This window comes from Streptomonospora salina (assembly GCF_014204715.1).
Classification (GTDB): Bacteria; Actinomycetota; Actinomycetes; order Streptosporangiales; family Streptosporangiaceae; genus Streptomonospora; species Streptomonospora salina.
The window spans coordinates 3,081,066-3,106,670 of record NZ_JACHLY010000001.1; the positions used below are offsets into that span (position 1 = coordinate 3,081,066).

At 73.3% G+C, this 25,605-nt stretch carries 24 protein-coding genes; 19 read left to right on the forward strand and 5 right to left on the reverse strand.

All coding sequences use genetic code 11. The features are described 5' to 3' along the window. Positions 1-34: 34 nt before the first annotated feature. The 5 genes from HNR25_RS14120 (at position 35) to HNR25_RS14140 (ending at position 6,053) form a co-directional block, all read left to right on the forward strand. Entirely contained in the window at positions 35-1,507 is a 1,473-nt protein-coding gene (locus HNR25_RS14120; protein WP_184635788.1) for a glutamyl-tRNA reductase, read from the forward strand. After that, a complete protein-coding gene (gene hemC, locus HNR25_RS14125; protein ID WP_184635790.1) occupies positions 1,504-2,466 on the forward strand; it encodes a hydroxymethylbilane synthase in 963 nt (320 codons plus the stop codon). Before HNR25_RS14120 ends, hemC begins: the two co-directional genes overlap by 4 nt. Before the next feature lie 149 nt (positions 2,467-2,615). Next, positions 2,616-4,301: a bifunctional uroporphyrinogen-III C-methyltransferase/uroporphyrinogen-III synthase gene (locus HNR25_RS14130; protein WP_184635792.1), complete on the forward strand. Its 1,686-nt coding sequence runs from the start codon at positions 2,616-2,618 to the stop codon at positions 4,299-4,301. 14 nt (positions 4,302-4,315) lie between these two features. After that, on the forward strand, positions 4,316-5,299 hold the full coding sequence (hemB, locus tag HNR25_RS14135) for a porphobilinogen synthase (protein WP_184635794.1): 984 nt from the start codon (positions 4,316-4,318) through the stop codon (positions 5,297-5,299). A gap of 100 nt (positions 5,300-5,399) precedes the next feature. Then, positions 5,400-6,053 (forward strand): bifunctional DNA primase/polymerase, encoded by a 654-nt coding sequence (locus tag HNR25_RS14140; RefSeq protein WP_184635796.1) that lies wholly within the window; start codon positions 5,400-5,402, stop codon positions 6,051-6,053. Between the two features lie 23 nt (positions 6,054-6,076). On the opposite strand, the gene rraA is transcribed toward HNR25_RS14140, so the two are convergent. Beyond that, the gene (gene rraA, locus HNR25_RS14145) at positions 6,077-6,571 is read right to left on the reverse strand and encodes a ribonuclease E activity regulator RraA (protein WP_184635798.1); all 495 of its coding nucleotides are present in this window, start codon (positions 6,569-6,571) and stop codon (positions 6,077-6,079) included. 223 nt (positions 6,572-6,794) lie between these two features. Between rraA and hemL the strand changes: the two genes are divergently transcribed. The 4 genes from hemL (at position 6,795) to HNR25_RS14165 (ending at position 10,508) form a co-directional block, all read left to right on the forward strand. Beyond that, positions 6,795-8,084 (forward strand): glutamate-1-semialdehyde 2,1-aminomutase, encoded by a 1,290-nt coding sequence (hemL, locus tag HNR25_RS14150; RefSeq protein WP_184635800.1) that lies wholly within the window; start codon positions 6,795-6,797, stop codon positions 8,082-8,084. A gap of 248 nt (positions 8,085-8,332) precedes the next feature. After that, positions 8,333-8,974, forward strand: a complete 642-nt coding sequence (locus HNR25_RS14155; protein ID WP_184635802.1) for a histidine phosphatase family protein — start codon at positions 8,333-8,335, stop codon at positions 8,972-8,974. Positions 8,975-9,258: 284 nt separating this feature from the next. After that, positions 9,259-9,357: a 30S ribosomal protein bS22 gene (locus HNR25_RS14160; protein WP_013155353.1), complete on the forward strand. Its 99-nt coding sequence runs from the start codon at positions 9,259-9,261 to the stop codon at positions 9,355-9,357. A gap of 134 nt (positions 9,358-9,491) precedes the next feature. Continuing rightward, entirely contained in the window at positions 9,492-10,508 is a 1,017-nt protein-coding gene (locus HNR25_RS14165; protein WP_184635804.1) for an NAD-dependent epimerase/dehydratase family protein, read from the forward strand. A 219-nt stretch (positions 10,509-10,727) separates the two neighbouring features. Here HNR25_RS14165 and HNR25_RS14170 read toward each other — a convergent pair whose 3' ends face one another. Then, on the reverse strand, positions 10,728-11,453 hold the full coding sequence (locus HNR25_RS14170) for an HAD family hydrolase (RefSeq protein ID WP_246464337.1): 726 nt from the start codon (positions 11,451-11,453) through the stop codon (positions 10,728-10,730). Positions 11,454-11,831: 378 nt separating this feature from the next. On the opposite strand from HNR25_RS14170, the gene HNR25_RS14175 reads away from it, so the two are divergent. The 10 genes from HNR25_RS14175 (at position 11,832) to HNR25_RS14220 (ending at position 22,210) form a co-directional block, all read left to right on the forward strand. Continuing rightward, the gene (locus HNR25_RS14175) at positions 11,832-13,046 is read left to right on the forward strand and encodes a putative quinol monooxygenase (RefSeq protein ID WP_184635808.1); all 1,215 of its coding nucleotides are present in this window, start codon (positions 11,832-11,834) and stop codon (positions 13,044-13,046) included. A 239-nt stretch (positions 13,047-13,285) separates the two neighbouring features. After that, positions 13,286-13,984: an LmeA family phospholipid-binding protein gene (locus tag HNR25_RS14180; protein ID WP_184635810.1), complete on the forward strand. Its 699-nt coding sequence runs from the start codon at positions 13,286-13,288 to the stop codon at positions 13,982-13,984. Between the two features lie 193 nt (positions 13,985-14,177). Further along, positions 14,178-14,540 (forward strand): TlpA family protein disulfide reductase, encoded by a 363-nt coding sequence (locus tag HNR25_RS14185; protein ID WP_184639309.1) that lies wholly within the window; start codon positions 14,178-14,180, stop codon positions 14,538-14,540. A 407-nt stretch (positions 14,541-14,947) separates the two neighbouring features. After that, positions 14,948-15,370 (forward strand): DUF4395 domain-containing protein, encoded by a 423-nt coding sequence (locus HNR25_RS14190; protein WP_184635812.1) that lies wholly within the window; start codon positions 14,948-14,950, stop codon positions 15,368-15,370. Positions 15,371-15,440: 70 nt separating this feature from the next. Then, on the forward strand, positions 15,441-16,280 hold the full coding sequence (locus tag HNR25_RS14195; protein WP_184635814.1) for a sulfurtransferase: 840 nt from the start codon (positions 15,441-15,443) through the stop codon (positions 16,278-16,280). A gap of 69 nt (positions 16,281-16,349) precedes the next feature. Further along, positions 16,350-16,658 carry a DUF1416 domain-containing protein gene (locus tag HNR25_RS14200; RefSeq protein ID WP_184635816.1) on the forward strand — a complete coding sequence of 103 codons (309 nt, stop codon included), beginning with the start codon at positions 16,350-16,352 and terminating at the stop codon, positions 16,656-16,658. Positions 16,659-16,990: 332 nt separating this feature from the next. Further along, the gene (locus HNR25_RS14205; protein WP_184635818.1) at positions 16,991-17,830 is read left to right on the forward strand and encodes an EamA family transporter; all 840 of its coding nucleotides are present in this window, start codon (positions 16,991-16,993) and stop codon (positions 17,828-17,830) included. Positions 17,831-18,019: 189 nt separating this feature from the next. Beyond that, positions 18,020-20,035, forward strand: coding sequence for a hypothetical protein (locus HNR25_RS14210; RefSeq protein WP_184635820.1), 2,016 nt, complete (start codon positions 18,020-18,022; stop codon positions 20,033-20,035). Between the two features lie 189 nt (positions 20,036-20,224). Beyond that, the gene (locus HNR25_RS14215) at positions 20,225-21,481 is read left to right on the forward strand and encodes a Mur ligase family protein (protein ID WP_184635822.1); all 1,257 of its coding nucleotides are present in this window, start codon (positions 20,225-20,227) and stop codon (positions 21,479-21,481) included. Between the two features lie 18 nt (positions 21,482-21,499). Further along, entirely contained in the window at positions 21,500-22,210 is a 711-nt protein-coding gene (locus HNR25_RS14220; protein ID WP_184635824.1) for a type 1 glutamine amidotransferase, read from the forward strand. A gap of 119 nt (positions 22,211-22,329) precedes the next feature. Here HNR25_RS14220 and HNR25_RS14225 read toward each other — a convergent pair whose 3' ends face one another. From HNR25_RS14225 to HNR25_RS14235, 3 genes are all read right to left on the reverse strand, one after another. Then, positions 22,330-23,106, reverse strand: a complete 777-nt coding sequence (locus HNR25_RS14225) for a GIDE domain-containing protein (protein WP_184635826.1) — start codon at positions 23,104-23,106, stop codon at positions 22,330-22,332. 248 nt (positions 23,107-23,354) lie between these two features. Continuing rightward, positions 23,355-24,383, reverse strand: a complete 1,029-nt coding sequence (gene ygfZ / locus HNR25_RS14230) for a CAF17-like 4Fe-4S cluster assembly/insertion protein YgfZ (protein ID WP_184635828.1) — start codon at positions 24,381-24,383, stop codon at positions 23,355-23,357. Positions 24,384-24,834: 451 nt separating this feature from the next. Next, positions 24,835-25,362 carry a nitrobindin family protein gene (locus HNR25_RS14235; RefSeq protein WP_184635830.1) on the reverse strand — a complete coding sequence of 176 codons (528 nt, stop codon included), beginning with the start codon at positions 25,360-25,362 and terminating at the stop codon, positions 24,835-24,837. Positions 25,363-25,605 lie beyond the last annotated feature (243 nt).

Genomic DNA, 25,605 nt, shown 5'->3' on the forward strand with positions numbered 1-25,605 from the left:
GGAGCAGCGCAATGCAGCCCGCATTGGAGTGCACATGAGTGTCCTCGCCGTAGGGGTGAGCCATCGCAGCTCGCCCGTGGCGCTATTGGAGCGCGTCGCCTTGGAGGGGCAGGCGCGGTCGAAAGTCATGTCCGAGATCGCGGCCGCGCCGTCGATCAACGAGGCGCTGATGGTCTCGACCTGCAACCGCACCGAGGTCTACGCCGACGTCGACAAGTTCCACCCCGCCGTGGCCGCCGTCACCGAACTCCTCTCCTGGCACACCGGCGTCCCGCTGAGCGAACTCTCCCACCACGCCTACGTCCACTACGAAGAACGCGCGGTCCAGCACCTGTTCTCCGTCACCTGCGGACTCGACTCCATGGTCGTGGGCGAAGGCCAGATCCTCGGCCAGGTGCGCAACGCGATCAAGGAGGCCCAGGAGGCCGGGATCGTGGGCCGGGTGCTCAACGACCTGGGGCAGCGCGCGCTGCGTGTGGGCAAGCGCGCCCACACCGACACCCACCTCGACCACGCCGGCGCCGACATGGTCGGCTTCGGGCTCGACGTCGCGCTGCGCCGGCTCGGCGCCGCCGCCCCCGCGGCGGCCGCGCCCGCCCCCTCCGCCGCCGGAACCGCCGGCTGCCCCGTCGCCGGTGCGGGCGAAGCCGAAGGCGCTGCCGCCGAGGTCGCCGCCGCACTGCCCGACCCCCAGGCCCTCACCGGCCTGCGGGTACTCGTCCTGGGCGCCGGCTCGATGAGCGCGCTCGCCGCCAACACCGCGGCCCGCCAGGGAGCCGGCGAAGTCAGCGTGGCCAACCGCACCAACCAGCGGGCCGAGCGCCTGGCCGAATGCCTCACCGAGGCCTACGAGCCCATCCGCAGCCGCGCCGTACCCTTCGACTCCGCCGCCGAGACCCTGCCCGAGGTCGACCTGGTCGTCTCCTGCACCGGCGCCCAGGGCCTGGTCCTCACCCGCGACCAGGTCGAGCACGCCGCCCGCTCCGCGGGACGCCCTCTGGTGTTCCTGGACCTCGCGCTGCCCCATGACATCGACCCGGACGTACGGGATCTGCCCGGCGTCGAACTCGTCGACATCGAAGACCTGCGCCAGGCGGTCGCCGAGAGCGACGGCGAATCCGCCGAGCGCGCCGGCGCGATCTCGCTCGTGCGCGGAATCGTCGACGAGGAGGTCGCCGAATACGAGGGGGTGCGCCGCGCCCAGCTCGTCGCCCCCACCGTGGTCGCGCTGCGCGACAAGGCCCGCACCCTCATGGAGTCCGAGCTGGACCGGCTCGAAGGGCGCCTGCCCGACATCGACGACAAGACCCGCGGCGAGGTCACCCGCGCCATGCGCCGCGTCGTCGACAAACTGCTGCACCAGCCCACGGTGCGCGTCAAGGAGCTCGCCGCCGAACCCGACGGCCACTCCTACGAGGCCGCGCTGCGGGAACTGTTCGACCTCGACCCCGCCGCCGCCGACGCCGTCAGCCGCGTCGAGCGCGCACCCGAGGAGGGGGGAGCGTGACCGACCGCCCGGCCAAGCTCGGCACCCGCCGCAGCCCCATGGCCACCTCCCAGTCGCAGACGGTCGCCGACGCCGTCACCGCCCGCACCGGCACCGGTGTCGAGCTGGAGCTCATCACCAGCTACGGCGACGTCACCCAGGCCCAGCTGACCCAGCTGGGCGGCACCGGGGTGTTCGTCAACAGGCTGCGCGAGGAACTGCTGTCGGGCGGAATCGACTTCGCCGTGCACTCCCTCAAGGACCTGCCCACCGCCCCCGCCGAAGGGCTCACCGTCGCCGCCGTCGTCGAGCGCGACGACCCCCGCGACGCCCTCTGCGCCCGCGACGGCCGCGCGTTCGAGGAGCTGCCGCCCGGTTCCGTCGTCGGTACCGGCTCCCCGCGCCGCGTCGCACAGCTCGCCGCACTGCGCCCCGACCTGAGCTTCGTGCCGATCCGCGGCAACGCCGGAACCCGGCTGGGCAAAATCGCCCAAGGCGAGGTCGACGCCGTCGTCCTGGCCTACGCCGGCCTGGCGCGGGTGGGCCGCCTCGACGACGTCACCGACGTCTTCGGGCCCGAACGGATGCTGCCCGCACCCGGCCAGGGAGCCCTGGCCGTGGAGTGCCTGGCCTCTCGTGCCGGAGACGACCTGGCCTACCTCACGGCCGTCGACCACGCCGCCACCCGCGCCGAAGTCACCGCCGAACGCAGCGTGCTGGCCGAGCTCGAAGCCGGTTGCGCGGCCCCCGTCGGCGCCTACGCCGACGTCGGCGACGGCCGGCTGCGCCTGCGCGCCGCCGTGGTGGCACCCGACGGAACCGGTGCGGTGCGGCGCGAGCGCTCCGTTCCCGTCGGCGCGGACACGGCCGAAGCCGCGTCGTCCCTGGGACGCGAGCTCGCCCGCGAGATGATCGGTGACGGAGCCGACCGCATCGTCGCCGATGCGGCACGGGACTCCACGACGCCGTCCGAAGACTGAAGGAGGCCGCAGGGCAGTGTGCGGGCCGTGCCGCCGGTAGCGCGGCGGACGGCACCGCCCGGCCGCGCCGCCGGTAGCCGGGGCGTGCGCCCTGCGGCCGCGGCGCTCCACGCGGGCGCCCGAGCGCGAAAGCAAGGAGCGATCAGCCAGTGAATCCGCAGAGTGCCAACCAGGAGCCGCCGCCGAACGCGGCGGGCGAGTCCCAGCGCGGGCACGTGGCCCTCGTCGGGGCGGGCCCGGGCGACGCCGAGCTGCTGACTCTGCGGGGCGCGTCGGCCCTCGCCAGGGCCGACGTCGTCATCAACCTCCGCGAACCCGGCCCCGAGCTCGCCAAGCACCGCGAGCCGCTGCTGCGGCACTGCTCCGCGGACGTCGCCGTCATCGACCCGGCGGAATGCGGCGGCGAGATCGACGACGTGGCCGTGGGGCACGCCCGCGAAGGCAAGCGCGTCGTGCGCCTCTACAGCGGCGACCCGCTCCTGGGCTGCCGGGGCGCGGAACTCGCCGCGGCCTGCCGCCAGTCCGGGATCGAGTACGAGATCGTGCCCGGCCTCTCCGCTGCGACCGCCGTCCCCGCGTTCGCCGGAGTCCCGCTGCTGCCCGAGGACATCAGCGAAGCCCGCATCGTCGACGCCTCCGACTCCGGCTTGGACTGGGAGCGGCTCGCCCACGGCGACGCCTCCCTCGTCGTGATGTTCCCCGACTCGCCCGAAGGCGTCGACGCCCGCCACAGCGGCCCCGGATTCGACCGCCTGTGCAAGACGCTGATCGCCGCCGGAAAACCCGCGAGCACCCCGGTCGCGGTCGTGCGCATGGGCTCCACCACCGAGCAGACCACCGTCACCTCGACGCTGCAGCGGCTGTCGGCCGACCTCAAGGCCGCCGACGCCAAGGGCCACAACGCCACCACCCCCGCCCTGTTCCTCATGGGCAAGGGAGTCACCGGCGAGAAGGAGCCCTCGTGGTTCGAGGGGCGCCCCTTGTTCGGCTGGCGGGTGCTGGTTCCGCGCACCAAGGAGCAGGCGGCCGGGCTGTCGGACCGGCTTTACGGCTCCGGCGCCGTTCCCGAGTCGGTGCCGACCATCTCGGTAGAGCCGCCGCGCACGCCCCAGCAGATGGAGCGCGCCGTCCGCGGGCTGGTCACCGGCCGCTACCAGTGGGTGGCCTTCACGTCCGTCAACGCCGTCAAGGCCATCCGCGAGCGCTTCGAGGAGTACGGCCTGGACGCCCGCGCTTTCGCCGGGGTCAAGGTCGCCGCCGTAGGCGACCAGACCGCGGCGGCGCTGCGCGAATTCGGGATCCAGCCCGACCTCACACCACCGCCGGATCAGCAGTCCGGCTCCGGGCTGGTCGAGGTCTGGCCGCCCTACGACGCCGAGCTGGACCCGATCGAGCGGGTGCTGCTACCGCGCGCCGACATCGCCACCGAGACGCTGTCGGCGGGACTGAGCGGTCTCGGCTGGGAGGTCGACGACGTCACGGCCTACCGGACGGTGCGCGCGGCGCCGCCGCCCGCCCCGGTCCGCGAGGCGATCAAGGGCGGCGGTTTCGACGCCGTGCTGTTCACGTCCTCCTCCACCGTGCGCAACCTCGTGGGGATCGCGGGCAAGCCGCACAACACCACGGTGATCGGGGTCATCGGGCCCGAGACCGCCAAGACCGCCCAGGAGTTCGGTCTGCGGGTGGACGTCACGGCGCCGAAGACCTCGGTTTCGGCCCTGGCGCAGGCTCTCGCGGAGTACGGTGCGGCACAGCGCGCCGAAGCGGTCGCCGCGGGCAAGCCGGCCCTCAAACCCAGCCAGAAGCGCCGCGGCCGGCGCCGGAAGACCGTGTGACAAGGGAGCTTGCGATGAACGCCGACTACCCGGCGGCGCGGCCGCGCCGCCTGCGCCGCACACCGGGCCTGCGCCGACTGGTCGCCGAAACCCGGGTGCGTCCCGAGGAACTCGTCCTGCCGGTGTTCGTCAAGGAGGGCATCGCCGAACCCAACCCGGTCTCGTCCATGCCGGGCGTCGTGCAGCACACCCGCGACAGCGTGCGCAAGGCGGCCCAGGAGGCCGCCGAGGCCGGTGTCGGCGGGATCATGCTGTTCGGCATTCCCGAATCCAAGGACGAGCGGGGATCCTCGGCCGACGACCCCGACGGCGTCGTGCAGCGCTCGCTGCGCGACCTGTCGGGCGACCTCGGCGGCGACGTCGCCGTCATGGCCGACCTGTGCCTGGACGAGTACACCTCACACGGGCACTGCGGGCTGCTTACGCCCGGCGGCGACGTCGACAACGACGCCACCCTGGAGCGCTACGCCGACGTCGCCGTGGCCCAGGCGGCCGCCGGGGTGCAGGTCGTGGGACCCAGCGGAATGATGGACGGCCAGGTCGCCGCCATCCGCGCCGCACTGGACGGGGCCGGCTACACCGACGTCGCGATCCTCGCCTACTCCGCCAAGTACGCTTCGGCCTTCTACGGGCCGTTCCGCGAAGCGGCCGAGGGCGCACCGCAGTTCGGCGACCGCACCGGGTACCAGATGGATCCCGCCAACGCCCGGGAAGCGCTGCGCGAGGTCGACCTGGACATCGCCGAGGGTGCCGACATGGTCATGGTCAAGCCCGGTCTGGCGTACCTGGACGTCGTCGCCCGGGTGGCGGACCGGGCGGCGGTACCGGTGTCGGCGTACCAGGTCAGCGGCGAGTACGCGATGATCGAAGCAGCCGTCGAACGCGGATGGCTGGATCGGGAGCGGGTGATTCCGGAGACCCTGCTGTCCTACCGGCGGGCCGGAGCCGAGCAGATTCTGACCTACTGGGCGACCGAGGCGGCGCGATTGCTCCGCTGAGCGGGGAAGCCACCGTTTCCCCGCCGGATCGCGGTCGAGGCCGGGGGATGCGGTACCCACCACTGGCCTCGACCGGCGACAGGCGAAGGGGGAAGCTGACGTGGCCCAGGTTCTGCAGCGGCGGAGGCGCCGCCGCCCCGCGGAAGGCATGCTCAGCGCGGCTCTGCGGTACGCGGAGCTGGGGTGGCCGGTCTGCCGCGGCGCTGCCCCGGCGGGAGCGGGCGGGCGCGCCTGCGGGTGCGATCGCGTGGGCTGCCCCGACCCGGGTGCCCATCCGGTCTCGGCCACCTGGGGACTGGAGGCCACCACCGACCCCGACACCGTCGCCGGCTGGTGGCGCGCCACTCCCGGAGCCAACGTCATCCTGCCCACCGGGCGGGTCTTCGACGTGTTCGACGTGCCTGCGGGAGCGGGCGTCATGGCGCTGGCCCGGATGGGCCGCGCCGGTGTGCAGGCGGGTCCGGTCGCCGCGGTCGGGACCCGGCGATACCTGTTCTTCGTGGCCACCCGCTCGCCCGCCGACGAGGACGAATGGTGGTCCTGCCACCTCGACTGCGTACCGGAGCGCATCGCCGAGAGCCCCGGCCTGCGCTGGCACTGCCGCGACAGCTACGTCCTCGCCGCCCCCTCGGTGCTGCCTTCAGACAGCCCCGTCACCTGGATCCGCTCCCCGGAGCAGCCGCCGGAGCCGCTGCCGGACCCCATCACCGTCCTGGACATCGTCTCCGACGCCTGCGAAGAGTTCGCGCCTTAGCGCCGGCGGTACGGCGCGGGGGCCTATCCCGGTACGTCCAGTTTCTCGTCGCTGATCACGATGCCGTCGTCGTCGCTGTAGAGCCACGTTTCGGGGGAGAAGACCACGTTTCCGAACGCGACGGGGGCGTCCAGCACGCCGGCACCGGTCTTGGCCGACTTGCGCGGGTTGGACCCCAGCGCCTTGATGCCCAAGTCCAGCCGGGCCAGTGCGGCGACGTCGCGCACCGCGCCGTGGATCACGACGCCGGCCCAGCCGTTCTCCTGAGCCGACTCGGCGATCAGGTCGCCCATCAGCGCCGTCCGCAGCGAGCCGCCGCCGTCGACCACCAGCACCCAGCCTTCGCCGGGCTGACCGAGCTGCTCCTTGACCAGCGCGTTGTCCTCGTGGCACTTGATCGTGGCGATGGGCCCGTGAAAGGCCCGGCGTGCGCCGAACCGGCCGAACTGGGTCTCGCAGCTGGCGAGCGCATCGCCGTGTGCGTCGATCAGGTCGGCGGTGGCGAAGACCTCGGTCATTAGGGAGCTTCCTTCGCAGGTTGTGTGCCGTGCCGTCACAATCTACTGATAGCCGGCCGGCCGCCCGAACCGGGGCGGTCCGCGCGGGCCGGACCACGGGACCGGCGGAACGCGGCCCGGAGCCCCCGCGTTTCCGCCGCGCCCGCGCGGCCGCGCCGGACACGGCGCGGTGCACCGCCGGGGCCGGGCGAACCGGGAGCCGTCTCCTGCCACACTTGGGGACGTGGGTAAACGAGAGACTTCCGCCGAGCTGTTCCAGCGAGCCAGTGCCGCCGTTCCCGGTGCGGTGAACTCCCCCGTCCGAGCGTTCGGAGCGGTCGGGGGCACCCCGCCGTTCATGGCCTCGGGCACGGGCCCCTACCTCACCGACGTCGACGGCAACACCTATGTCGACCTGATCTGTTCGTGGGGTCCGATGATCCTCGGCCACGCCCACCCCGCGGTGACCGAGGCGCTGACCGAGGCCGTCGCCAAGGGCACCTCGTTCGGCACCCCGACCGCCGGCGAGGTCGAGCTGGCCGAAGAGATCGCCGCCCGCGCCCCGGTCGAGCAGGTCCGGCTGGTCAACTCCGGAACCGAGGCGACCATGTCGGCGATCCGCCTCGCCCGCGCCGCGACCGGCCGCGGCAAGGTCGTCAAGTTCGCCGGCAACTACCACGGCCACGTCGACGCCCTGCTGGCGTCGGCGGGATCGGGCGTGGCCACCTTCGCGCTGCCGGACTCTCCCGGCGTCACCGGGGCCGGCGCCGCCGACACCATCGTGCTGCCCTACAACGACGTCGACGCCGTCCAGCGCGTGTTCGCCGAGCAGGGCGAGGACATCGCGTGCGTGATCGCCGAAGCCTGCCCGGCCAACATGGGCGTGGTGCCGCCCGAGGACGGCTTCAACGCGCGGCTGAAGGAGATCGCCGCGGCCAACGGCTCGCTGCTGGTGCTCGACGAGGTGCTGACCGGATTCCGCGTCAGCCGCTCGGGCTGGTACGGCCTGGAAGGCGTGGCCCCCGACCTGGTGACCTACGGCAAGGTCATGGGCGGCGGGCTGCCCGCGGCGGCCTTCGGCGGCCGCGCCGAACTGATGGAGCTGCTGGCGCCGGCCGGGCCCGTCTACCAGGCCGGCACCCTGTCGGGGAACCCCTTGGCGACCGCCGCCGGGCTGGCGACCCTGCGCAACGCCACCGACGACGTCTACGCACGCATCGACGCGGCCGCCGACCACGTCGCCTCCGCCGCGGAGCGCGAGCTGACCGCCGCCGGAGTCGAGCACCGCGTCCAGCGGGGCGGCAGCCTGTTCACCGTCTTCTTCACCGGCGAGGAGGTGACCGACTTCGACGGCGCCCGCGCCCAGCACCTCGACCGGTTCGCCGCCTTCTTCCACGCCATGCTCGACCAGGGCGTCTTCCTGCCGCCGGCCGCATTCGAGGCGTGGTTCCTCTCGGCGGCCCACGACGACGCCGCGATCGACCGCATCGTCGGCGCGCTGCCCGCCGCGGCCCGCGCCGCCGCCGAGGTCTGAGCGGGCGGCCGGGCGCCGGGACCCCGGACCCGCGGATCCGCCCCGCACTGAGGGCGCTTCGCGGCCCGCCGTGCGGGTTGCGGTGCCAGGCGGCCGACGACGGTCGATAGATTGGGTACCGCAGCGCACACCGGCACGGCGGCGCCGGCGCGCCCCGGTCCGCGGGCGCACCGCGTGCCCGGCCGAGCCGTCCGCCGGCCATCGCCGCGTCGCCCGACTACCGACGGAAGGGAACCGGTCGCCCCCATATGAGTACGACCACCGTCGTCCACCTGCTCCGGCACGGGGAAGTCCACAACCCGGACGGGATCCTCTACGGCCGGCTGCCGGAGTTCCACCTGAGCGACAACGGGTCCCGGATGGCCGATCTCGCCGCCGGGTGGTTCGCCGGCCGCGACGTGGCGGCGCTGTACTCGTCGCCGCTGGACCGCGCCGAGGAGACCGCCCGCCCGCTCGCCGACGAGTTCGGCGTCGCCGTCCGGATGGACGAGCGGCTGATCGAAGCGGGCAACACGTTCCAGGGGATGTCGCTGTCCCGGCGCTCCGTGCGCGATCCGCGGGTGCTGCGCCGGGTCTACAACCCGTTCCGTCCTTCGTGGGGCGAGCCCTATGCGCGGATCGTCGCCCGCATGATCGACGTCATCAAGGTGGTGCGCAAGGAGGCGTGGGGGCGCGAAGCGGTCTGCGTCAGCCATCAGCTGCCGATCTGGATGGCGCGCCGCGCGGCCGAGAAGAAGCGGCTGTGGCATCGCCCGGACCGGCGCCAGTGCAACCTCGCCAGCGTGACGTCGCTGACGTTCGAGGACCAGAAGCTGGTCAGCGTGGGCTACGCCGAGCCGGCCGCCGACCTGTACCGCAACGGGGGCGGCCCGCTCGTCCCCGGCGCCTGAGACCGCCCCGGCCGCGCCCGGTTCCGGCGGGGAATCACGTCCGTCCCGCCCGCGTCGGCGGGGACGGGCGACGGGCGAAGGCGGTCGCTGCGCCGAGTGCGCTGAGCCAGACGGTAGGCTGGGACTTCGGGTGCGGCGTACTTCATCGGCGCGCGATTCCGCGCGCCCGTCCGTGTGACGGATCCCGCCGCATTCTTCCGCCGGTACCGCACGCGCGCTGCCGTATGGGCAGCGGGCGAGGCGGGCCGTCGTGTCAACAGGTCCGCTGGCGAGAGGTGAGCCGTATGGGTTCCGTCATCAAGAAGCGCCGCAAGCGCATGGCGAAGAAGAAGCACCGCAAGCTGCTGAAGAGGACCCGGGTCGCGCGCCGCAACAAGAAGTAGCCGGCACTCCCGGCAGAGGTCGGCCTCCCCGCGGGCACCGGACGCTGCGGCGGCCGCCACGGCCCCGCTGCGACGCGGTAGCCGCGGAGGCCTCCCTCTAACAGGCACCACCCCCGACTCGTGGAGGCGTGTTGATGGGCCGCGTCGTACTCGTAACCGGAGTCTCCCGTGAGCTGGGGGGCCGCGTGGCCGAGGCAATGGCGGCCGAGCCCGGTGTCGACCGGGTGGTCGGTGTCGACGCCGCGTCTTTGCGCCGTCCGCTCGTCGGGCCCGAGTACGTTTCCGCGGACCTGCACGGCGGCAGTCTGGCGCAGACGGTCGCCGACTCCGGGGCCGACACCGTGCTGCACCTGGGGCTGACCCCGTCCGGGGGAGCCTCCGGCGGCCGGGCCTCGGCCGACAACGGCAACATCCTGGGCACCATGCAGCTGCTGGACGGCTGCCAGCGCTCCGCCGCCGTTTCGCGCGTGGTGGTGCGCTCCAGCGCCGCCGTCTACGGTGCGGCGGCCCGCGACCGGGCGCTGTGCACCGAGGACGGCGAGGCGCGCAGCATGCCGCGCTCGGCCTATGCCTACAACGCGGCCGAGGTCGAAGAGCACACCGGGACTCTGGCACGGCGCCGCCCCGATGCGGGGGTGGCGGTGCTGCGCTTCGCCAGCTTCATCGGGCCGTCGGCCGATACCCCGCTGACCCGCTATTTCGGGTTGCGCCTGGTGCCGACCGTGCGCGGCTACGACCCGAGCATGCAGTTCATCCACGAGGACGACGGCGTCGAGGCCGTGCGCCGCATGGCGCTGAGCGGCGGCGAGGGCGTGTTCAACGTGGCCGGATCGGGTTCCCTGCCGCTGTCGCAGTGCCTGCGGCGTGTGGGGCGCCGGCGTTTCGCGATGCCCGAGCAGGGACTGCGCATGCTCGGCGGGATCGCCCGGCGCGGAAAGCTCGACTATTCGCCCGAGCAGCTGCGGCTGCTGTGCTCGGACCGCGTCGTCGACTTCAGCAAGCTGGAGCGCGAACTGGGCTGGTCGCCCGCCTACAGCTCGCAGGAGGCGTTCGAGGACTACCTGAGCGAGCGCTGCGGCGGGCCCCGCAAGCACGGCGCGGCACCGCCGCGCGGGCGCGCGCACCGGCCCCGGGCGGCCCTGAGGGCCTGATCGCAGGCGGCTCGCCGCCGCCGGGCATCCTCCGGCAACGACGTTTTTCGGCCCCGACGGGGGCTGCGGCGACGAGCCCGGCCGCGCGGAGAGCGGGCCACCGCCGTCCACCGCCGCACACCGGAGACGCTTCGCGTCGCGTGGGCGTCCCGTGCCGCCGAGCGCACGCCGCACCTTCCCAACCGGACACGGCCACCGCCGCCCTTCGCCGGGCGCGGGTCAGCGGCGTGTGCGGCGGCGCAGCACGCCCACGGCCAGACCGCCGGCGACCGCTCCGGCCGCCGCCGCGGGTATCCCCACGCGCAGCGCAGTGCGGTGGGTGCGGAACTCGTGCAGCGGCCACCCGTTGGCGAGGGCGTGCGCGCGCAGCGCGTCGTCGGGGTTGACGGCGTTGGGCCGTCCCACCGAGTGCAGCAGCGGAAGGTCGTTGCTGGAGTCGCTGTAGGCGGTGCAGTGGGCCAGGTCCACGCCTTCGCGGGCCGCAAGCGCCTCGACCGCGGCGGCCTTGGCCGGGCCGTGCAGCAGGTCGCCGACCAGTCGGCCGGTATAGACGCCGTCGACCGTCTCGGCCACCGTGCCAAGGGCGCCGTCCAAGCCGAGCCGGCGCTTGATGATGTCGGCCAGTTCCACGGGCGTGGCGGTGACCAGCCATACGCGTTCGCCCGCCATGAGGTGGCGTTCGACGAGCCGCCGGGCGCCTTCCCAGATGCGGTCGGACATCGTGTCGTCGTAGATGCCTTCACACAGGTCGACGAGGTCGTCGACGCCGTGGCCCGCCACGAAGGCCAGCGCAGCGTCGCGTGCTGCGTTGATCTGCTGGGGCTGTTCGGTCCCGCTGACGCGGAAGAGCGCCTGTCCCCAGGCGAAGCGCAGCAGGTCGCGGGTGGTGAACAGGTCGCGTGCTGCCAGTCCGCGCGCGAAGTGGTAGATCGACGCGCCGCGCATGAGGGTGTTGTCGACGTCGAAGAAGGCGATGGGGGCGCCGGTGCGCTCCGCGTCGACGGGGGACCCTGCGGGCAGCGGCACGAAGGGTCCGTCGTCGCCGGTATCGCGGCGCCGCGATCGTGCATCGGCCGCCGACGCTTCCCCTGCCAGGGCGGCGCGGCCGCGGTCGGATCGACGGAGATTGCGCCACATGCCCCCGAGTTTACGGCTCGTGCACGCACCATCGGGCGAAGCGGCGGCGACGGCGCTATGGCCGGTGAGGTAACTCACAAGCCAAACGGCTGATTCTGCTCAAACGCCGATGAATAGGGCATAACGGGCGGAGAATGTCCGGTCCGGATTCACCACCGGCCCCGCGCGTGCACCATGATTGGCGGGATGGTCGAGGTTGGACTGGCATTCGTCTGCGCCTTGGTGGCATGGAGCGCCACCGCGGCGCTGATCGCCCGCGGTATCAAGAGCCCGGGGCTCCGCAGCGCTGTCTGGGGCGCCTCGGCGGCCGCGCTCGCGATCGCGCTCAGCGCCGCCTTCCCCGGAGCGCTCCTGGGGTTCTCCGGCGCCACGTTCCGGACCCTGCAGATCGGGATCGGGCTGCTGGGACCGCTGCTGATCGCCTGGGGCGCCGTGGAGTACACGGCCGAATCGCCGCGCGCGCGGTTCGGCACCCGCCTGGTGGTCACCACCCTGGGCGTCGTGCCGCTCGTGGTGCTCGCCATGGACCGCCTGCGCGGCAGTTTCGACAGCTCCTATCCCGTCATGCGCGAGCACTACGACACCATCCCCGCGGTCTCCCTGGGCGTGGTGCACGGTTTCGCGCTGGTGGCCCTCGTCGCCTGTGCGATCGCCGTGATACGCCGCCTGCGCGAAGCGCCCCGGCTGTCCCGGCACGAGCTGTCCGTGCTGGGGCTGATGGCCGTGGCCGCGCTGCTGGAGATCGTCGTCAGCCGCTACGGGCTGGGTATCCTCGGGCAGCTGCTGATGTCGGGTGCTATCGCGGCCCTGTGGGTGGGCGCTCTGCGGGCCGCCGCCCCGCCGCGCGAACGTCCGAACCGCCGCACGCGCGGCCGCTCCCGGACGGGAGGCGGCGACCGGGGCGACGATCGCGCCGACGTCGCCGACGACGATGAGGAGGACGCTGTGTGGGGCAGGCGCCGACGGCGCGACCGCGGCCGTGACGACTACGACGACTACGACGACTACGGCGAGCCCGACCCCGGCGGTGCTCCCGCGGCCGCGGGAGCACCGGCCCCGCGCCCGCAGCCGCTGCTGGGCGTCATCACCATCTACACGCTCGCCGACGGCCGCGCCGACGCGTTCGACGAGGCCGCCGAAGAAGTCGTCGACGAGGTGGCCCGCCAGGAGCCCGACACCCTGCTCTTCGCCTGCCACACCGTCGCCGGGGCGCCGCTGCAGCGCATCGTCTACGCCATCTACCGCGACGAGCTGGCCGTCGAGGAGCACGAGCAGCAGCCGCACGTGCTGGAGTTCGGCAGGCGCAGCTCGTCGGCGGTGGTCGCCACCAATGTCATCGAGCTGTCGCTCTCGGGAGCCTCGGCCACCGACAATCTGGCCAGCATGCTGATGTCGCGCTAATGTCGTCGTCGGTGTGCGTCGGCACTCCCGCCTTCGCGAGACCGGTCCGGCCACTCGGGTGCTTTGCCCGGGTTCGCCGGAAGATCCCCTGGTATACGAAGCGACGACGCGTGTGAAGTACCCTTCGTTCAAGTACTGAGCTTTGGGCGCCCTCCGACGCCGCCGCCGTGGCGTGCCCGCCGGCCGGATGTCGGATCCGGGCGGGGCGCCGGAACCAACAGGAGCGTGCTGGTAGCCCGATGCGTAAGTTCCTCGTCTTTGTGATCTTCGTGCTGGTCGTGGTGGCTGTGGCCGACCGCGGCCTGCACTACGCGGCCGAGAGCGAGATCGCCTCGCGCGTCGAGCAGCAGTACGAGATGTCCTCCGAGCCGGAGGTCACCATCGGCGGCTTCCCCTTCCTCAACCAGGCCATCGGCGGCGAGTACGGCCGGATCCGGATCGTCACGGGCGCCGTCGTCGTCGACGACGTCCAGCTCGACCGCGTCGACGTCACGGCGCGCGACGTCACGGCGCCCCTGTCGGACTTGATGACCCGGCCCAGCGTGGTCGCCGACACCGCCGACGCGAAGGTCCTGCTGCCCTACAGCGAGCTGCAGAAGCGCCTGCCCGAAGGCATCGTGATCGAGAACGAGGACGGCCAGCCGCGCATGTCCGGCGACCTGGCCCTCGGCCAGTACAGCACGCCGGTCACGGCCGACCTCGAAGTCGCCGTCGAGGACGGCTCCATCATGGTCACCCCCGCCGACATCGAAGTCGGCCAGAGCCGGCTCGGCGGAGCGGACCTGGTCGAGGACCTGCTGGCGCTGCAGGTGCCGGTTCCCGAGATGCCGTTCGGACTCAACGTCCAGGGCATCGAGGCGCTGCCCAACGGAGTCGAGGTCAACGCCGAAGCGGACGACGTCCAGCTCGTCGGCGGCTCCTCCCCGGCACAGGGGTAGTCTCGTGGACGCGGGCGCAGTCGGCGCCGAAACGGCAGCGGGTACCGCCGCACTCGTCGCGGTGCTGCTGGCCGGAACGGTGTTCGGGCTTCTGCGGCGGCGCCTCGACGGCCGGTTCCGCACCGCGCGCGGCGCCCGCCGCACACGCCCGCTGCCGACGGCGCAGCAGTCGCCAGGGGAGGAGGCGCCCGGTATGGACGCACAGCACGACGGGAGTGCGGGCGCTGCCGCAGACGGGGCCCCGCACGAGCTCACCGGCGGCGACCTGGGCGCCGGGCTGGGCGAGCGCGCGACACTGGTGCAGTTCTCCACCGCTTTCTGCCAGCCCTGCCGTGCGACCCGCAGCGTCCTCGCCGACGTGAGCGGCATGGTCGACGGTGTGGCCCATGTCGAGATCGACGCCGAGTCGCACCTGGACCTGGTGCGCCGGCTCGACGTGCTGCGCACGCCCACGGTCCTGGTGCTCGACTCTGCCGGGCGCATCACCCGGAGGGCCGCCGGCCGGCCCCGCAAGGCCGACGTCATCGCCGCCCTGGGTGCGGCCGTAGCGGACTAGGGACGATTTCCGCGGTGCCGAACCGTGTGGAGGCGCGGCCCGGAACCCGACGACCCGTCCGGGGGAGCCGCCGGAGCGGCCGATCCCGGCCCCGGAAGGCGCCGCACCGGAGTGCGGGCCGGGGGAATCCGCGAAACCCGGACCGGTCCACGGGTCTGTGAGCGGCCCCACCCGTGACATCGGCCTGCGCAGGCCGTATCATCGGAAGCGTGAGTTCTCCGACAGAGCCGTTTCTGACGAAGCGCCGCGCCGTGGACTTCTGCCACGTCGCCGCCGCGCTCTGTCGTGCTGTCAGCTAGAGCCGAGCGCCCCGGGGCGTGACCCCGGTCCGCCGCTCGGCTGCGCGACCCGGCCGCCGGCCGCCCCTCGACTCCGCCAGCAGCACTCACCCGGGTGGGAACTCCACGATGCAGGTCGACCCGCGAGGTCAACGCTTCGCCGCCGCCGTCACCACCGCAGTCCTCGCGACCGTGCTGGTCACCGGTAGCGCATGGCTCCTCGCCTTCCAGGCGCTCGTCTTCGCCGTGGCAGTCGTCGCCGGTGTGCGGCGCTCGCCCTACGGCCTGCTCTTCGCCTGGTGGATCCGCCCGTTCCTGGGACCGCCGCACGAGACCGAGGATTCCGCCCCGCCGCGCTTCGCCCAGGCGGTCGGGCTGGTCTTCGCCCTACTGGGCCTGGCCGGCTACCTCGCGGTCGGCGCCTGGCTGGGCGTCGCCGCCACCGCGTTCGCGCTCCTGGCCGCTTTCCTCAACACCGCCTTCGGCCTGTGCCTCGGCTGTGAGACGTACCTGGCGATGCGCCGGCTGACCCCGGTGGGCCGCACCCCGTGACGGCGTTCGGCACCCCCGACCGCCTGCACGGCGACATGCACGATCGACCGATGATTCAAGGAGGTTCCCCATGAGCCGCTCCGACGTCCTCGTGGACGCCGACTGGGTGGAGGCTCACCTCGACGACCCGAACGTCGTCCTCGTCGAAGTCGACGAGGACACCTCGGCGTACGACAAGGGCCACATCCGCAACGCCGTCAAGCTCGACTGGAAGACCGAACTCCAGGACCCGGTCCGCCGGGACTTCGTCGACCGCACCGGCTTCGAGAAGCTCCTCTCGGAGAAGGGCATCTCCAACGACGACACCGTCGTGCTCTACGGCGGAAACAACAACTGGTTCGCGGCCTACGCCTACTGGTACTTCCGCCTCTACGGCCACCAGGCCGTCAAGCTGCTCGACGGCGGCCGCAAGAAGTGGGAACTGGACTCCCGCGAGCTGGTCGACGACGTGCCCCAGCGCGCCGCTACCTCCTACCGCGCCCAGGAGCAGGACACCTCCATCCGCGCGTTCCGCGAAGAGGTCGTCGACTCCATCGGCAAGAAGGACCTGGTCGACGTCCGCTCGCCCGACGAGTTCGTCGGCAAGCTGCTGGCGCCGGCGCACCTGCCGCAGGAGACCGCGCAGCGGGCCGGGCACATCCCCACCGCGCGCAACATCCCCTGGTCCAAGACCGCCAACGACGACGGCACGTTCAAGAGCGACGAGGACCTGCGCAAGCTCTACACCGACGCCGGCGTGGACCTGAACAAGGACATCATCGCCTACTGCCGTATCGGCGAGCGCTCGTCGCACACCTGGTTCGCGCTGCACGAGCTGCTGGGTCTGGACAACGTGAAGAACTACGACGGCTCCTGGACCGAGTACGGCTCGCTGGTGGGCGTTCCGGTGGAACTGGGCGAGGCCAAGTAACGAGCGCCGCGCCGGGGCCGTCCGCGGTCCGGCGGCGGCCCGCAGGGCACTGAGCGAGGAGGACACGCAGTGAGCGACAACGGATGCGGCGCGCCGGTCGGCGGCGTCGCCCTGGCAGACGCCGACGCCGGTGACCAGGCGGTGATCCAGGGGGTCGTGCGTCGCGACGGCGCGCCGCTCAGCGGCGCTTACGCACGCCTGGTGAACAGCTCCGACGACTTCGTCGGCGAGGTGGCCACCGGCGAGGAGGGCACGTTCCGCTTCTTCGCCGCGAACGGCGCCTGGAAGGTCAAGGTGCTGGCCTCGAAGGGCTTCAGTGCCGAATACGAGGTCGAAGCCGAGACCGGAAAGGTGATCGACCTCCAGGTCGACGCCTGAGCACGGCCGCGACCGGATAACCGCGCGGACGCCGGTGCGGACGGGGCACGCCCCGTCGGCACCGGCGTCCGTCGTATGCGGGCGGCCCGGTGCACGCCCGGCGCCGCGGGCCGCCGCGCCGCGGCGGCCCGCGCCCCCGCATCCCGTTCGCCGAGCGAACCGCGCCCCGCCGCCGCGCGTCGTACGCGGGCGGGTCGGCAGCGCGGACACCCCGGAGAGCCCTCCACCGAGCACCCGCCGAGAGCGGTTTCGCACCGCTTCTCCGGGTATACGACGCCCGAGCCGGCCCGACCTCGCCCAGCCCCTGAAGCGAACGGACCGTCCCACCGCCGATGGACACCCTCGCCGTCGCCGCCGTTCTGACCGCCGCCCTCCTGCACGCGGTCTGGAACGCCATCGCCCACGCCATCACCGACCGGCTCGTGGGATTCGCGCTCATCGGCGCCGGCGGCACGGCGATCGGGGCCCTCGCGGCGCCCTTCGCCGGAACCCCCGATCCCGCGGCATGGCCGGCCCTGCTGGTCTCGGTAAGCCTGCACATCGCCTACATGGGCGGGCTCATGCTCTGCTACCGCCTCGGCGACTTCGGCCAGGTCTACCCACTCGCGCGCGGAACCGCGCCCTGGGCGGTGGCTCTGGCCGCCGCCGCGCTGCTGGGCGAGCACCTGCCCCCGGTCCGGCTGTGCGGCGTCCTGGTGGTGTCCGCCGGCCTGTGCGCCCTGGCCTTCGCCCACGGAAGGCCCACGCGCGCCCGGCTGCCCGCCATCGGCGCCGCCCTGGCCACCGGGCTGATGATCGCCGCATACACCCTCGTCGACGGGTTCGGCGTGCGCGCCTCCGGCGACCCGCTCGCCTACGTCTCCTGGATGATGCTGCTGCAGGGCCCGTTCTACGGCCTCGTGGCGCTCGTCGTGCGCCGCGGGAGGCTCACCGCCCAGGTCCGGCCGGTGTGGCGGATCGGCCTGCTGGGCGGTGCGCTGTCGACGACCGCTTACGGCCTGGTCCTGTGGGCGCAGACGATCGGCACGCTGGCGGGAGTGGCGGCCCTGCGCGAGACCGGCATCGTCTTCGGCGCACTCATCGGAACCGTGTTCTTCGGAGAACGCTTCGGACGGGTACGCGCGGCCGCGGCAGCCGGAGTCGCGATCGGTGCAGTGCTGCTCAACGCCTGAAAGCACCCGCCCGGCGCCCTGCGGCCCGCCGGCGTCCCGCCCGCCCCCGCCCGCGCAGCGGTCGCGTTCCGCTGCCGTTTCGTGACAACACGCAGACCCGGTGCCACCATCTGCGGTAGTCTCCGCACGATCTCCGCATACCGCGCGATGCCGACCCGGCCGCCCCCGCCGGGCTGGAGGTGCTTCGAGGTGGCCGACCCCCCGTCGGGAACCCAGCCGAGTCCGACCTACCTCGGGTGGCGCTACGAGGTGCCGACGCCCGATCCCGGGCCGCCGCCGCAGCGCCCCTCGCCCGGAGACCGGGCGGATCCCAGCCCTGAGTGGATCTCTGCGCAACGGGAGGACGAGGCCCGCACCCACCGCCCGCTGTACGCCGCGCTGGCGGTCCTGGGCGGCGTCGCACTGCTGTGCGTGCCGCTGTGGCCGCTGCGCGTGCTTCCCGGGCCGGTCGTCTTCGGGGCGTTGTCGGCGTGCGCCGCCGTCGCCCTGCCCATCGCCGTCGCCCTCGTCCAGGGCCGCCGCGTCACCCGCGACCGGCTGCGCCTGGAAGAGCGGCGTGTGGAATCCGAGCGGGCCGCCCGCGAACGCGACCTCCGCGAACGCCAAGAGGAGCACGCCCGCGCCTACGAAGCGTGGCAGGCCCGCAAACGCGCCTACGAAGCCCAACCCCGCTGGTACGGCGTGCGCCCGCCCGACGGTTCCCGGGCCGTCGTCGTGGCGGGCGGCGACGACACCGGATGGTCGGCGCTGGTGACCACCGTGGGCGCCTCGGCGCTGCGCGTCGGCGGCGACCTCACCGTCGTCGACCTCTCCGGCCGCGGCACCGCCGCCGAGCTGTGCGCACTGGTCAAACGCTCCGCCGTGGTCCCCCGCATATGGGTCCTGCCGGCCGACCTGCCGCGGATGAATCTGGGCACCAACGTTCCGGCGGACCGGCGCGCCCGCATCCTGGCCGCGCTGGCCGGCGCCGCCGACGCCACGACCGACACCGGCGCCGACGAGGCGCTGCTGCTGGGGCTGCTGGAGGTGCTGGGCCCCCAGAGCGGCGTCGCCGCGGTGATCGGCGGGCTACGGGCGCTGAGCACGCCGCCCGGGGATCCCGCGAGCGACGACGCCGACCCCGACCTCGGCCCGATCCCGGCCGCGCAGCGCGCGAAACTGCGTTCCCGGTGCGGCGGCACCCGGGCGGTGCGGGAACGCGCCTGGAAGCTGGAGGCGCGGCTGTCCCCCTTCGAGGGCGTCGGGCGCCGGGCCGCCGAAGAGCCCTACGCCCAAGTCAAAGTCGTCGCCACCGACCGCACGCTGAGCGACGCCGCCGCGCGGGCCTACGGCACCTACACCGCGGCGGCGCTGAGCGAGCTGCTGGAGATGCGCGCGACCCGCGCGCCGGCGCCCGCACGCCCCTGGCAGCACACGATCGTGGTCGCCGGCGCCGAAGCGCTGCCCGCACACGCGCTCGACCGCCTCGGAGCGACCGCCTCGGCCGGCGGAGCGGGGCTGGTGCTGCTGTTCCGCGAGGTCGACGAGGACGCCGAGCACCGGTTGCGGGGCGAGGGGAGCGTTCCCGTCGTCATGCGCCAGCCCACCGCCGCGGCGGCTACGCGCATGCTGCGGGTGCTGTTCGGACCCGGCGGCGCGGATCGGGAGCGGGCCGGCCCCGGCACGGCGCCCGCGTTGCGAATGCACCGGCTCACCGAGGTCATCGGCGAGGCACTGCGCGGCTCCGTAGCCGACGGCTATGTCGGCGACACCGCCGAGGACGTCACGGCGCCGGTCTCGATGCGCAACGCAGCGGCCTCCGTGGCGCCGCTGGACCTGGCCCGGCACATCCGCACCGCCACCACCTGGGGGCGCACCACCGCCCAGGCGGCGGGCATCGGCGGCGAACCCCCCGGCGAACCGGAACGCGCCGAGGACGCGCTCAGCGGCCACCGCGCCGACGCGCACGGACTGTGCACGCTGCCGCCGACCGCCATGGTCGTGCCCGGCGCGGACGGCCCCGTCCTCGCCGACGCCAACCCCGGCATCCTGACCCTGCCCACCGCCACGCTCGGCACCGTCGGAGCCGCCCCCGACGCGCCGGTGCCGACCACGGCCGAGGCCGAGGCCGCCGGCGGGGGGCGCGGGGCGGCGCGGGACGAGCCCCCGCCCAACCTCGGCCCGCCGCCCGAACGGCTCGACTGGCGCGCGGCCGGCACGACCTAGGTGTGATGTCCCGGCCCAGCGCGCCGCGGTCGCGGCGCGGCGCGGCGCGTCCGCTCCGGTACTCTGGCCGCCTCACCCGCCCGGCGCGCTCCGGCGGATCAGTGCGGTCCGGGCAGGGCAATAGTCTGGGATGTGCCGCCTGGCGCCCAGGCGCACCGCAATCTCTCTCATTCGAACGTTGTGGGGATCATGAGCGAACTTCCCTTGCGTGCCCAACTGGCCGCGGTCGTGGGTAAGGGCGCGGCCTCGCTCTCCCGGGCCACCGGGCGCGGCGACGGCTCCGTCATCGGCGGAAAGATCGCGCTCAAGGTCGAACCCGACCTGCTCGCCCAGCTGTCGCGCGGCCGCCGGGTCGCTCTGGTGAGCGCGACCAACGGCAAGACCACGACGACGCGGCTGATCGCGTCGGCGCTGCGGGAGCTCGGTCCCGTCGCCACCAACGAGCACGGCGCCAACATGCCCACCGGCCACATCACCGCCCTGGGCAACCAGCCCGACGTCCGCGAGGCCGTACTGGAGGTCGACGAGAAGTACCTGCCGCGGGTGCTGGAGGCGACCAACGCGGCGGTGGTCGTGCTGATGAACCTCAGCCGCGACCAGATGGACCGCGCCTCCGAGATCAACCTCCTGGCCAAGAAGTGGCGCGAGGCGCTCGGCCGCACCCAGGCCCACGTCGTCGCCAACGCCGACGATCCACTGGTGGCCTGGGCCGGGCTGGGCGCCAACTACGCCACGTGGGTCTCGGCGGGGCAGCGTTGGAAAGAGGACTCCTGGTGCTGCCCGGAGTGCGGCGGCCACCTCAAGCGCGACCCCGATCCGCACTGGGAGTGCCCGGAGTGCGGCATGCGCCGCCCCGACGCCACCTGGTCGGTCGACAACGACGACGACAGCGTGGTCGACCCCGGCGGTCAGCGCTGGCCCCTGCGCCTGAGCCTGCCCGGCGACGCCAACCGCGCCAACGCCGCGACCGCGATGGCGACCGCGGCGGCCTACGGACTCCAACCCGCGCAGTCCCTGCCGCGCCTGCAGGAGATCCGCTCGGTCGCCGGGCGCTACACCTCGGTCGTCACCGACGGCGTCGAGGTCCGGCTGCTGCTGTCCAAGAACCCCGCCGGCTGGCTGGAGTCCTTCTCCGTGCTCGACCCGCCGCGGGTTCCGGTGATCCTGTCGGTCAACGCGCAGATCCCCGACGGCAAGGACACCTCCTGGCTGTGGGACGTCGACTACTCGGTGCTGCGCGGCCGCCGCGTGTTCGTGATGGGCGAGCGGCGCACCGACCTGGCGCTGCGCCTGGAGACCGACGAAGTCCCCTTCGAGGTCGCCGACCGGGTCAGTGACGTGGTCGCCAAGGTCACGGCCGAGAGCCCCGACATCACCAAGCTGGACGTCATCGCCAACTACACGGCGTTCCAGCAGATCCGCGCCGACTACGGCCGCGTCGAGTAGGACACGGAAGGGCATCTGATGAGCGACACCAGCAGCGTACTGCGCATCGTGTGGATCTACCCCGACCTGCTCAGCACCTACGGCGACCAGGGCAACGCGCTGATCCTGCGCCGCCGCGCCGAGCAGCGCGGCATCAGGACCGAGATCCTGCACGTCTACTCCAGCGACCCGGTTCCCGCCGAAGGCGACGTCTACCTGCTCGGCGGCGGCGAGGACCGGCCGCAGACCCTCGCGGCCGACCGGCTGCGCGCCGACGGCGGCCTCAAGCGCGCCGCGGAGCGCGGCGCGGCGGTGCTGGCGGTCTGCGCGGGCTACCAGATCGTCGGCCAGAGCTACGGTGACGACGACGACAACCCGCTGCCCGGCGTGGGGATCCTGGACATCCACAGCGGGCGCGGCGAGACCCGCGCGGTCGGCGAGATCGTCGCCGACGTCGCCCCCGAACTGGGCGGTGGCCGCATCACCGGATTCGAGAACCACCAGGGCCGCACCAGCCTGGGACCGGCCGCCACACCGCTGTCGCAGACCGTGACCGGAATCGGCAACGACGGCAGCACCGAGGGCGCCTACCAGGGACAGGTGCTGGGCACCTACCTGCACGGCCCCGCCCTGCCGCGCAACCCGCAGTTGGCCGATCTGCTGCTGCGGATGCGCGTGGGCGGACTCGCCCCGCTCGCCCCGTCGTGGGGCGAGGCTCTGCACGAGGAGCGGCTGGCGGCCGCCCTGTAGCCGCCCGGCCCGCGGCCCCGGGGAGGGCGGACCCGCCGTCCCCGCCCCGGGGCCGGAAACGGCGCGGGGGAGCGGCGGCGAAGCCCCCGGGAACCACTCGGCACGGGGCGATCCGCGGGCTAGCCCAGAAGCAGCGCGAACACCAGCAGGACCAGGGCCACCGGCAGCGCCGTGAAGCCCACGACCTCCTTGCTCCGGTCCTCGCGGATCAGTTCCTGCTCGGTGTGGGTGGAGATCGTCAGCGGCTCCTCCTCGGAGCCCATGAGCACCACGCCGCCGTCGTCCGTGCGGTGCGGAAAGGCGCGCAGGAAGATGCGCTCGCCGGGGTGGATCACCCATTCGCGGAACGAGCAGCCGGGCGTCAGCGCCGCCGGACCGGCCACCTTCGTGCCGGCGGTGCGGGCGTCGGGGTCCTCCTCGTCCGAGTGGGGCGGGGACAGCGCGTCGGCGGGTGGCACCGTGCCCTCGGCGAAGCGGTCGTGGACCAGGTCGGCGTGCTCCACCGTGAGCCAATGCGGCCGGCACTCGGCCGAACCGGTGACGTCGGTGAGCGCGAACGGCTGATGGGAGTGCAGATCGAAGACCGGGCTCAGTTCCAGCCGGTCGCCGGTCTCGTCCGAATAGCGGTGGTGCACCACCTCGACCCGGAACCATACGCACTCGGTCTGCGAGTACGGCGAGGTCAGCAGCCCTTCCGGACCGGCAGCGGCCTGCGCCAGGACCTCGGCCCGGGTCGGAAGCGCCTCCACCTCGGCCAGGCTGCCCAGCGGGTAGTTGGGCGTCGTCTGCAGCTTGAGCCGGTGGGAGCGCGCCTTCATGGCGCGCCACCACAGGAAGGCGCCGACGCCGACCAGGAGCAGCGTGATCAGTTGGAGAGTTTCTGCCACTTCGTCCATGTGGAGGTGTCCGATACGCGTCGGTGGTGAGGGAGCGGCCGGATCACCGACGGCCGAGGGCGCCGCCCATCGGATCGGCGCCCGCGGCGCTCGGCGGGCCGGCCGATGGCACCATGATCGTCCTCGAATCCGCCCGCGCGGCGGCGCGCCGCGGGGCTCCGCCGATGGATCCGCAGCAGCAGACTAATGGATCGGCGCCGCGGGATCACCTCGGTGCCGCGATGAGCGACCGGGAGCGCGTCCGGCGCTCAGGCCGGGCGGCGGCGCAGCCGGATGTCGGCGTTGGCGCCGGTGTCGGGGTCTACGACGACCTCCTGACCCGCGGCGATGCCGTCGACGGCGAACTGCGTCTCGACGGGCACGGTCCGCTTGACCAGACCGAGCGCGATCGGCCCCAGTTCGTGGTGGCGGGCCGAGGATCCCGCCACGCCCACGGACCGGCCGTCCAGCTCGATCGCCGCGCCCCGCTCGGGCAGGCGTTCGACGGTGCCGTCGAGGTGCAGCAGCACCAGGCGCCGCGGCGGGCGGCCCAGGTTGTGCACCCGGGCGACGGTCTCCTGGCCGGGGTAGCAGCCCTTCTCCAGGTGGACCGCCGGGCCGACCCAGCCCATCTCGTGGGGGATGGAGCGGTGGTCGGTGTCCACGCCGAGGCGGGGGCGGTGGTCGGCGATGCGGGCGGCCTCGTAGGCCTGCATGCCCGCTGCCCGGATACCGGCGTCGGTGAGTGCGGAGGCGGCCTCCTCCAGGGAACCGGCGGGCAGGAACAGGTCGGTGCCGGAGTCGGTGCGCCGCACGGGGAGCGCGGCGCCGAGGTCGGGTATCAGGGACAGTGCGGCCTCGCGGTCGGGGCCGGCGAGGGTCAGCACGGCGCGCGTGTCGCCGAGGTCCTCGATCTCCACCCGGAGCATGAACCGCATGGAGTCGAGGAAGGCGGCGAGCTCGGCGCCGGCGCCCGGCTCGGTGTGGATCCACACGGCTTCGCCGTCCTCAAGCAGGGACAGGTGGAAGCGGATGTGGCCCTTGGTGTCGAGGATCAGCGCCTCGGTAGCGGTGCCGGGTTCGGCGCGGGCCACGTCCTGGCTGGTGAGGTCGTTCAGCCAGCCGAGACGGTCGGGACCGCTCACCCGCACGACCCCGCGGTTCCCGCGGTCGATCCAGGCGGCGCTGCGGTCCATCGCGCGGCCTTCCTGTACCGGTTCGCCGTAGTGGGCGGCGACATCGGAGTCGGGTTCGGCGGCGGCGACGGCACCGGGACGCGTCAGCAACGGCGAAGTCATACCTCCGATGGTATGCGCCGCTGCGGCACTTCGGGGGTGCGGCGCCGGCCGGAACGGCCCGCGTCGGCGACCCCGCCCGCCGGAGGCCCGCGATCGGAAAACGGACAAAGCAGGACAGGCGACGCATGAAAAGTGTTTGCCCCGCGCTTCGCGGCCGCCGTAGTGTCGAAGGCACGCAGGAAAGGAGGTGGTCCGAACAGTGAAGACGTTCAGGACATGCGAGGTGTCCGTCCGCTAGGGCGACACGCTGAAGCGGTTCGCCCTGGCGAATCCACATCGGACACCCGGATCCCCGGGTCGCCGGGACTTGTCCGTCCGGCGCGACCCCGCCGCCCGCGGCGGAGTCACCCCGGGGATCTGTCCGTGTCCGTGTCCGGGCGCCGAACGCGCCCCGCACTCCCCCTCGCACCCGCCGCCGGACGCCGCGTCCGCGGCGCGCCCGGCCGGCGGATCACTCGGCCTGCTTCAACTGGGCCGACATGAACGACCGCAGGTCGTGGCCGCGCGCCGCCATATCCCAGGCATAGCCCAGGGTCTCGCGCTCCTCGCCGAACAGGCCGTACAGCCGCTTGCCCGCCGTCACCTGCTCACCGGTCTCGGTGCGCACCACGGCGTCGGTGGTCAGCTCCACCCGGCTCGCGAAGACCGTGCCGAGGTAGAGCTCGCTGTAGCCCTCGGGGTGGCTGATCAGCGCCTCGACATGGACCGGGGGCGTGTCGTCGGCGGGCTCCCCGGCCGGTGCCGGGCGGCAGCGCCAGTATCCGGACTCCGTGGTCCACAATTCGTCCAAGGATCCGTCGGCGGTGAGCTTCCACACTCGGCTGCGGTAGCCGAGGTAGGGCCCGCCCTCGTCGGTGAACTCCACCTCCTGGCCGAACTGGAACTCGTCCATCTCGGCGTATCCGGCGACGCCTACCCCCTCCCAGCGGCCGATCAGGAAGGACAGCTTCTCAAGATCGCGGTGCACCTCTGACTGCATGGTGTCCGAGCGTAGCCGCTCACGGACGCCCGAGTGACACCGCGTGTTCGTCCCGCAGGGCCCCGGCTCCAGCCGGTGTTAACGGCCCGGTCTCTCCCGTCAGGTATTACGGTGTTCACTCGCACGAGTCGCGGGGACGCGGGCGATCGCGGTGGGCGATCGGGAACGTCCGCCCGCCTCCGCCGAACCTGGTAAAGAAGATGCCGGTGCCGCGGCGCCGTCGCCGACGGCAGCCGACGCGGC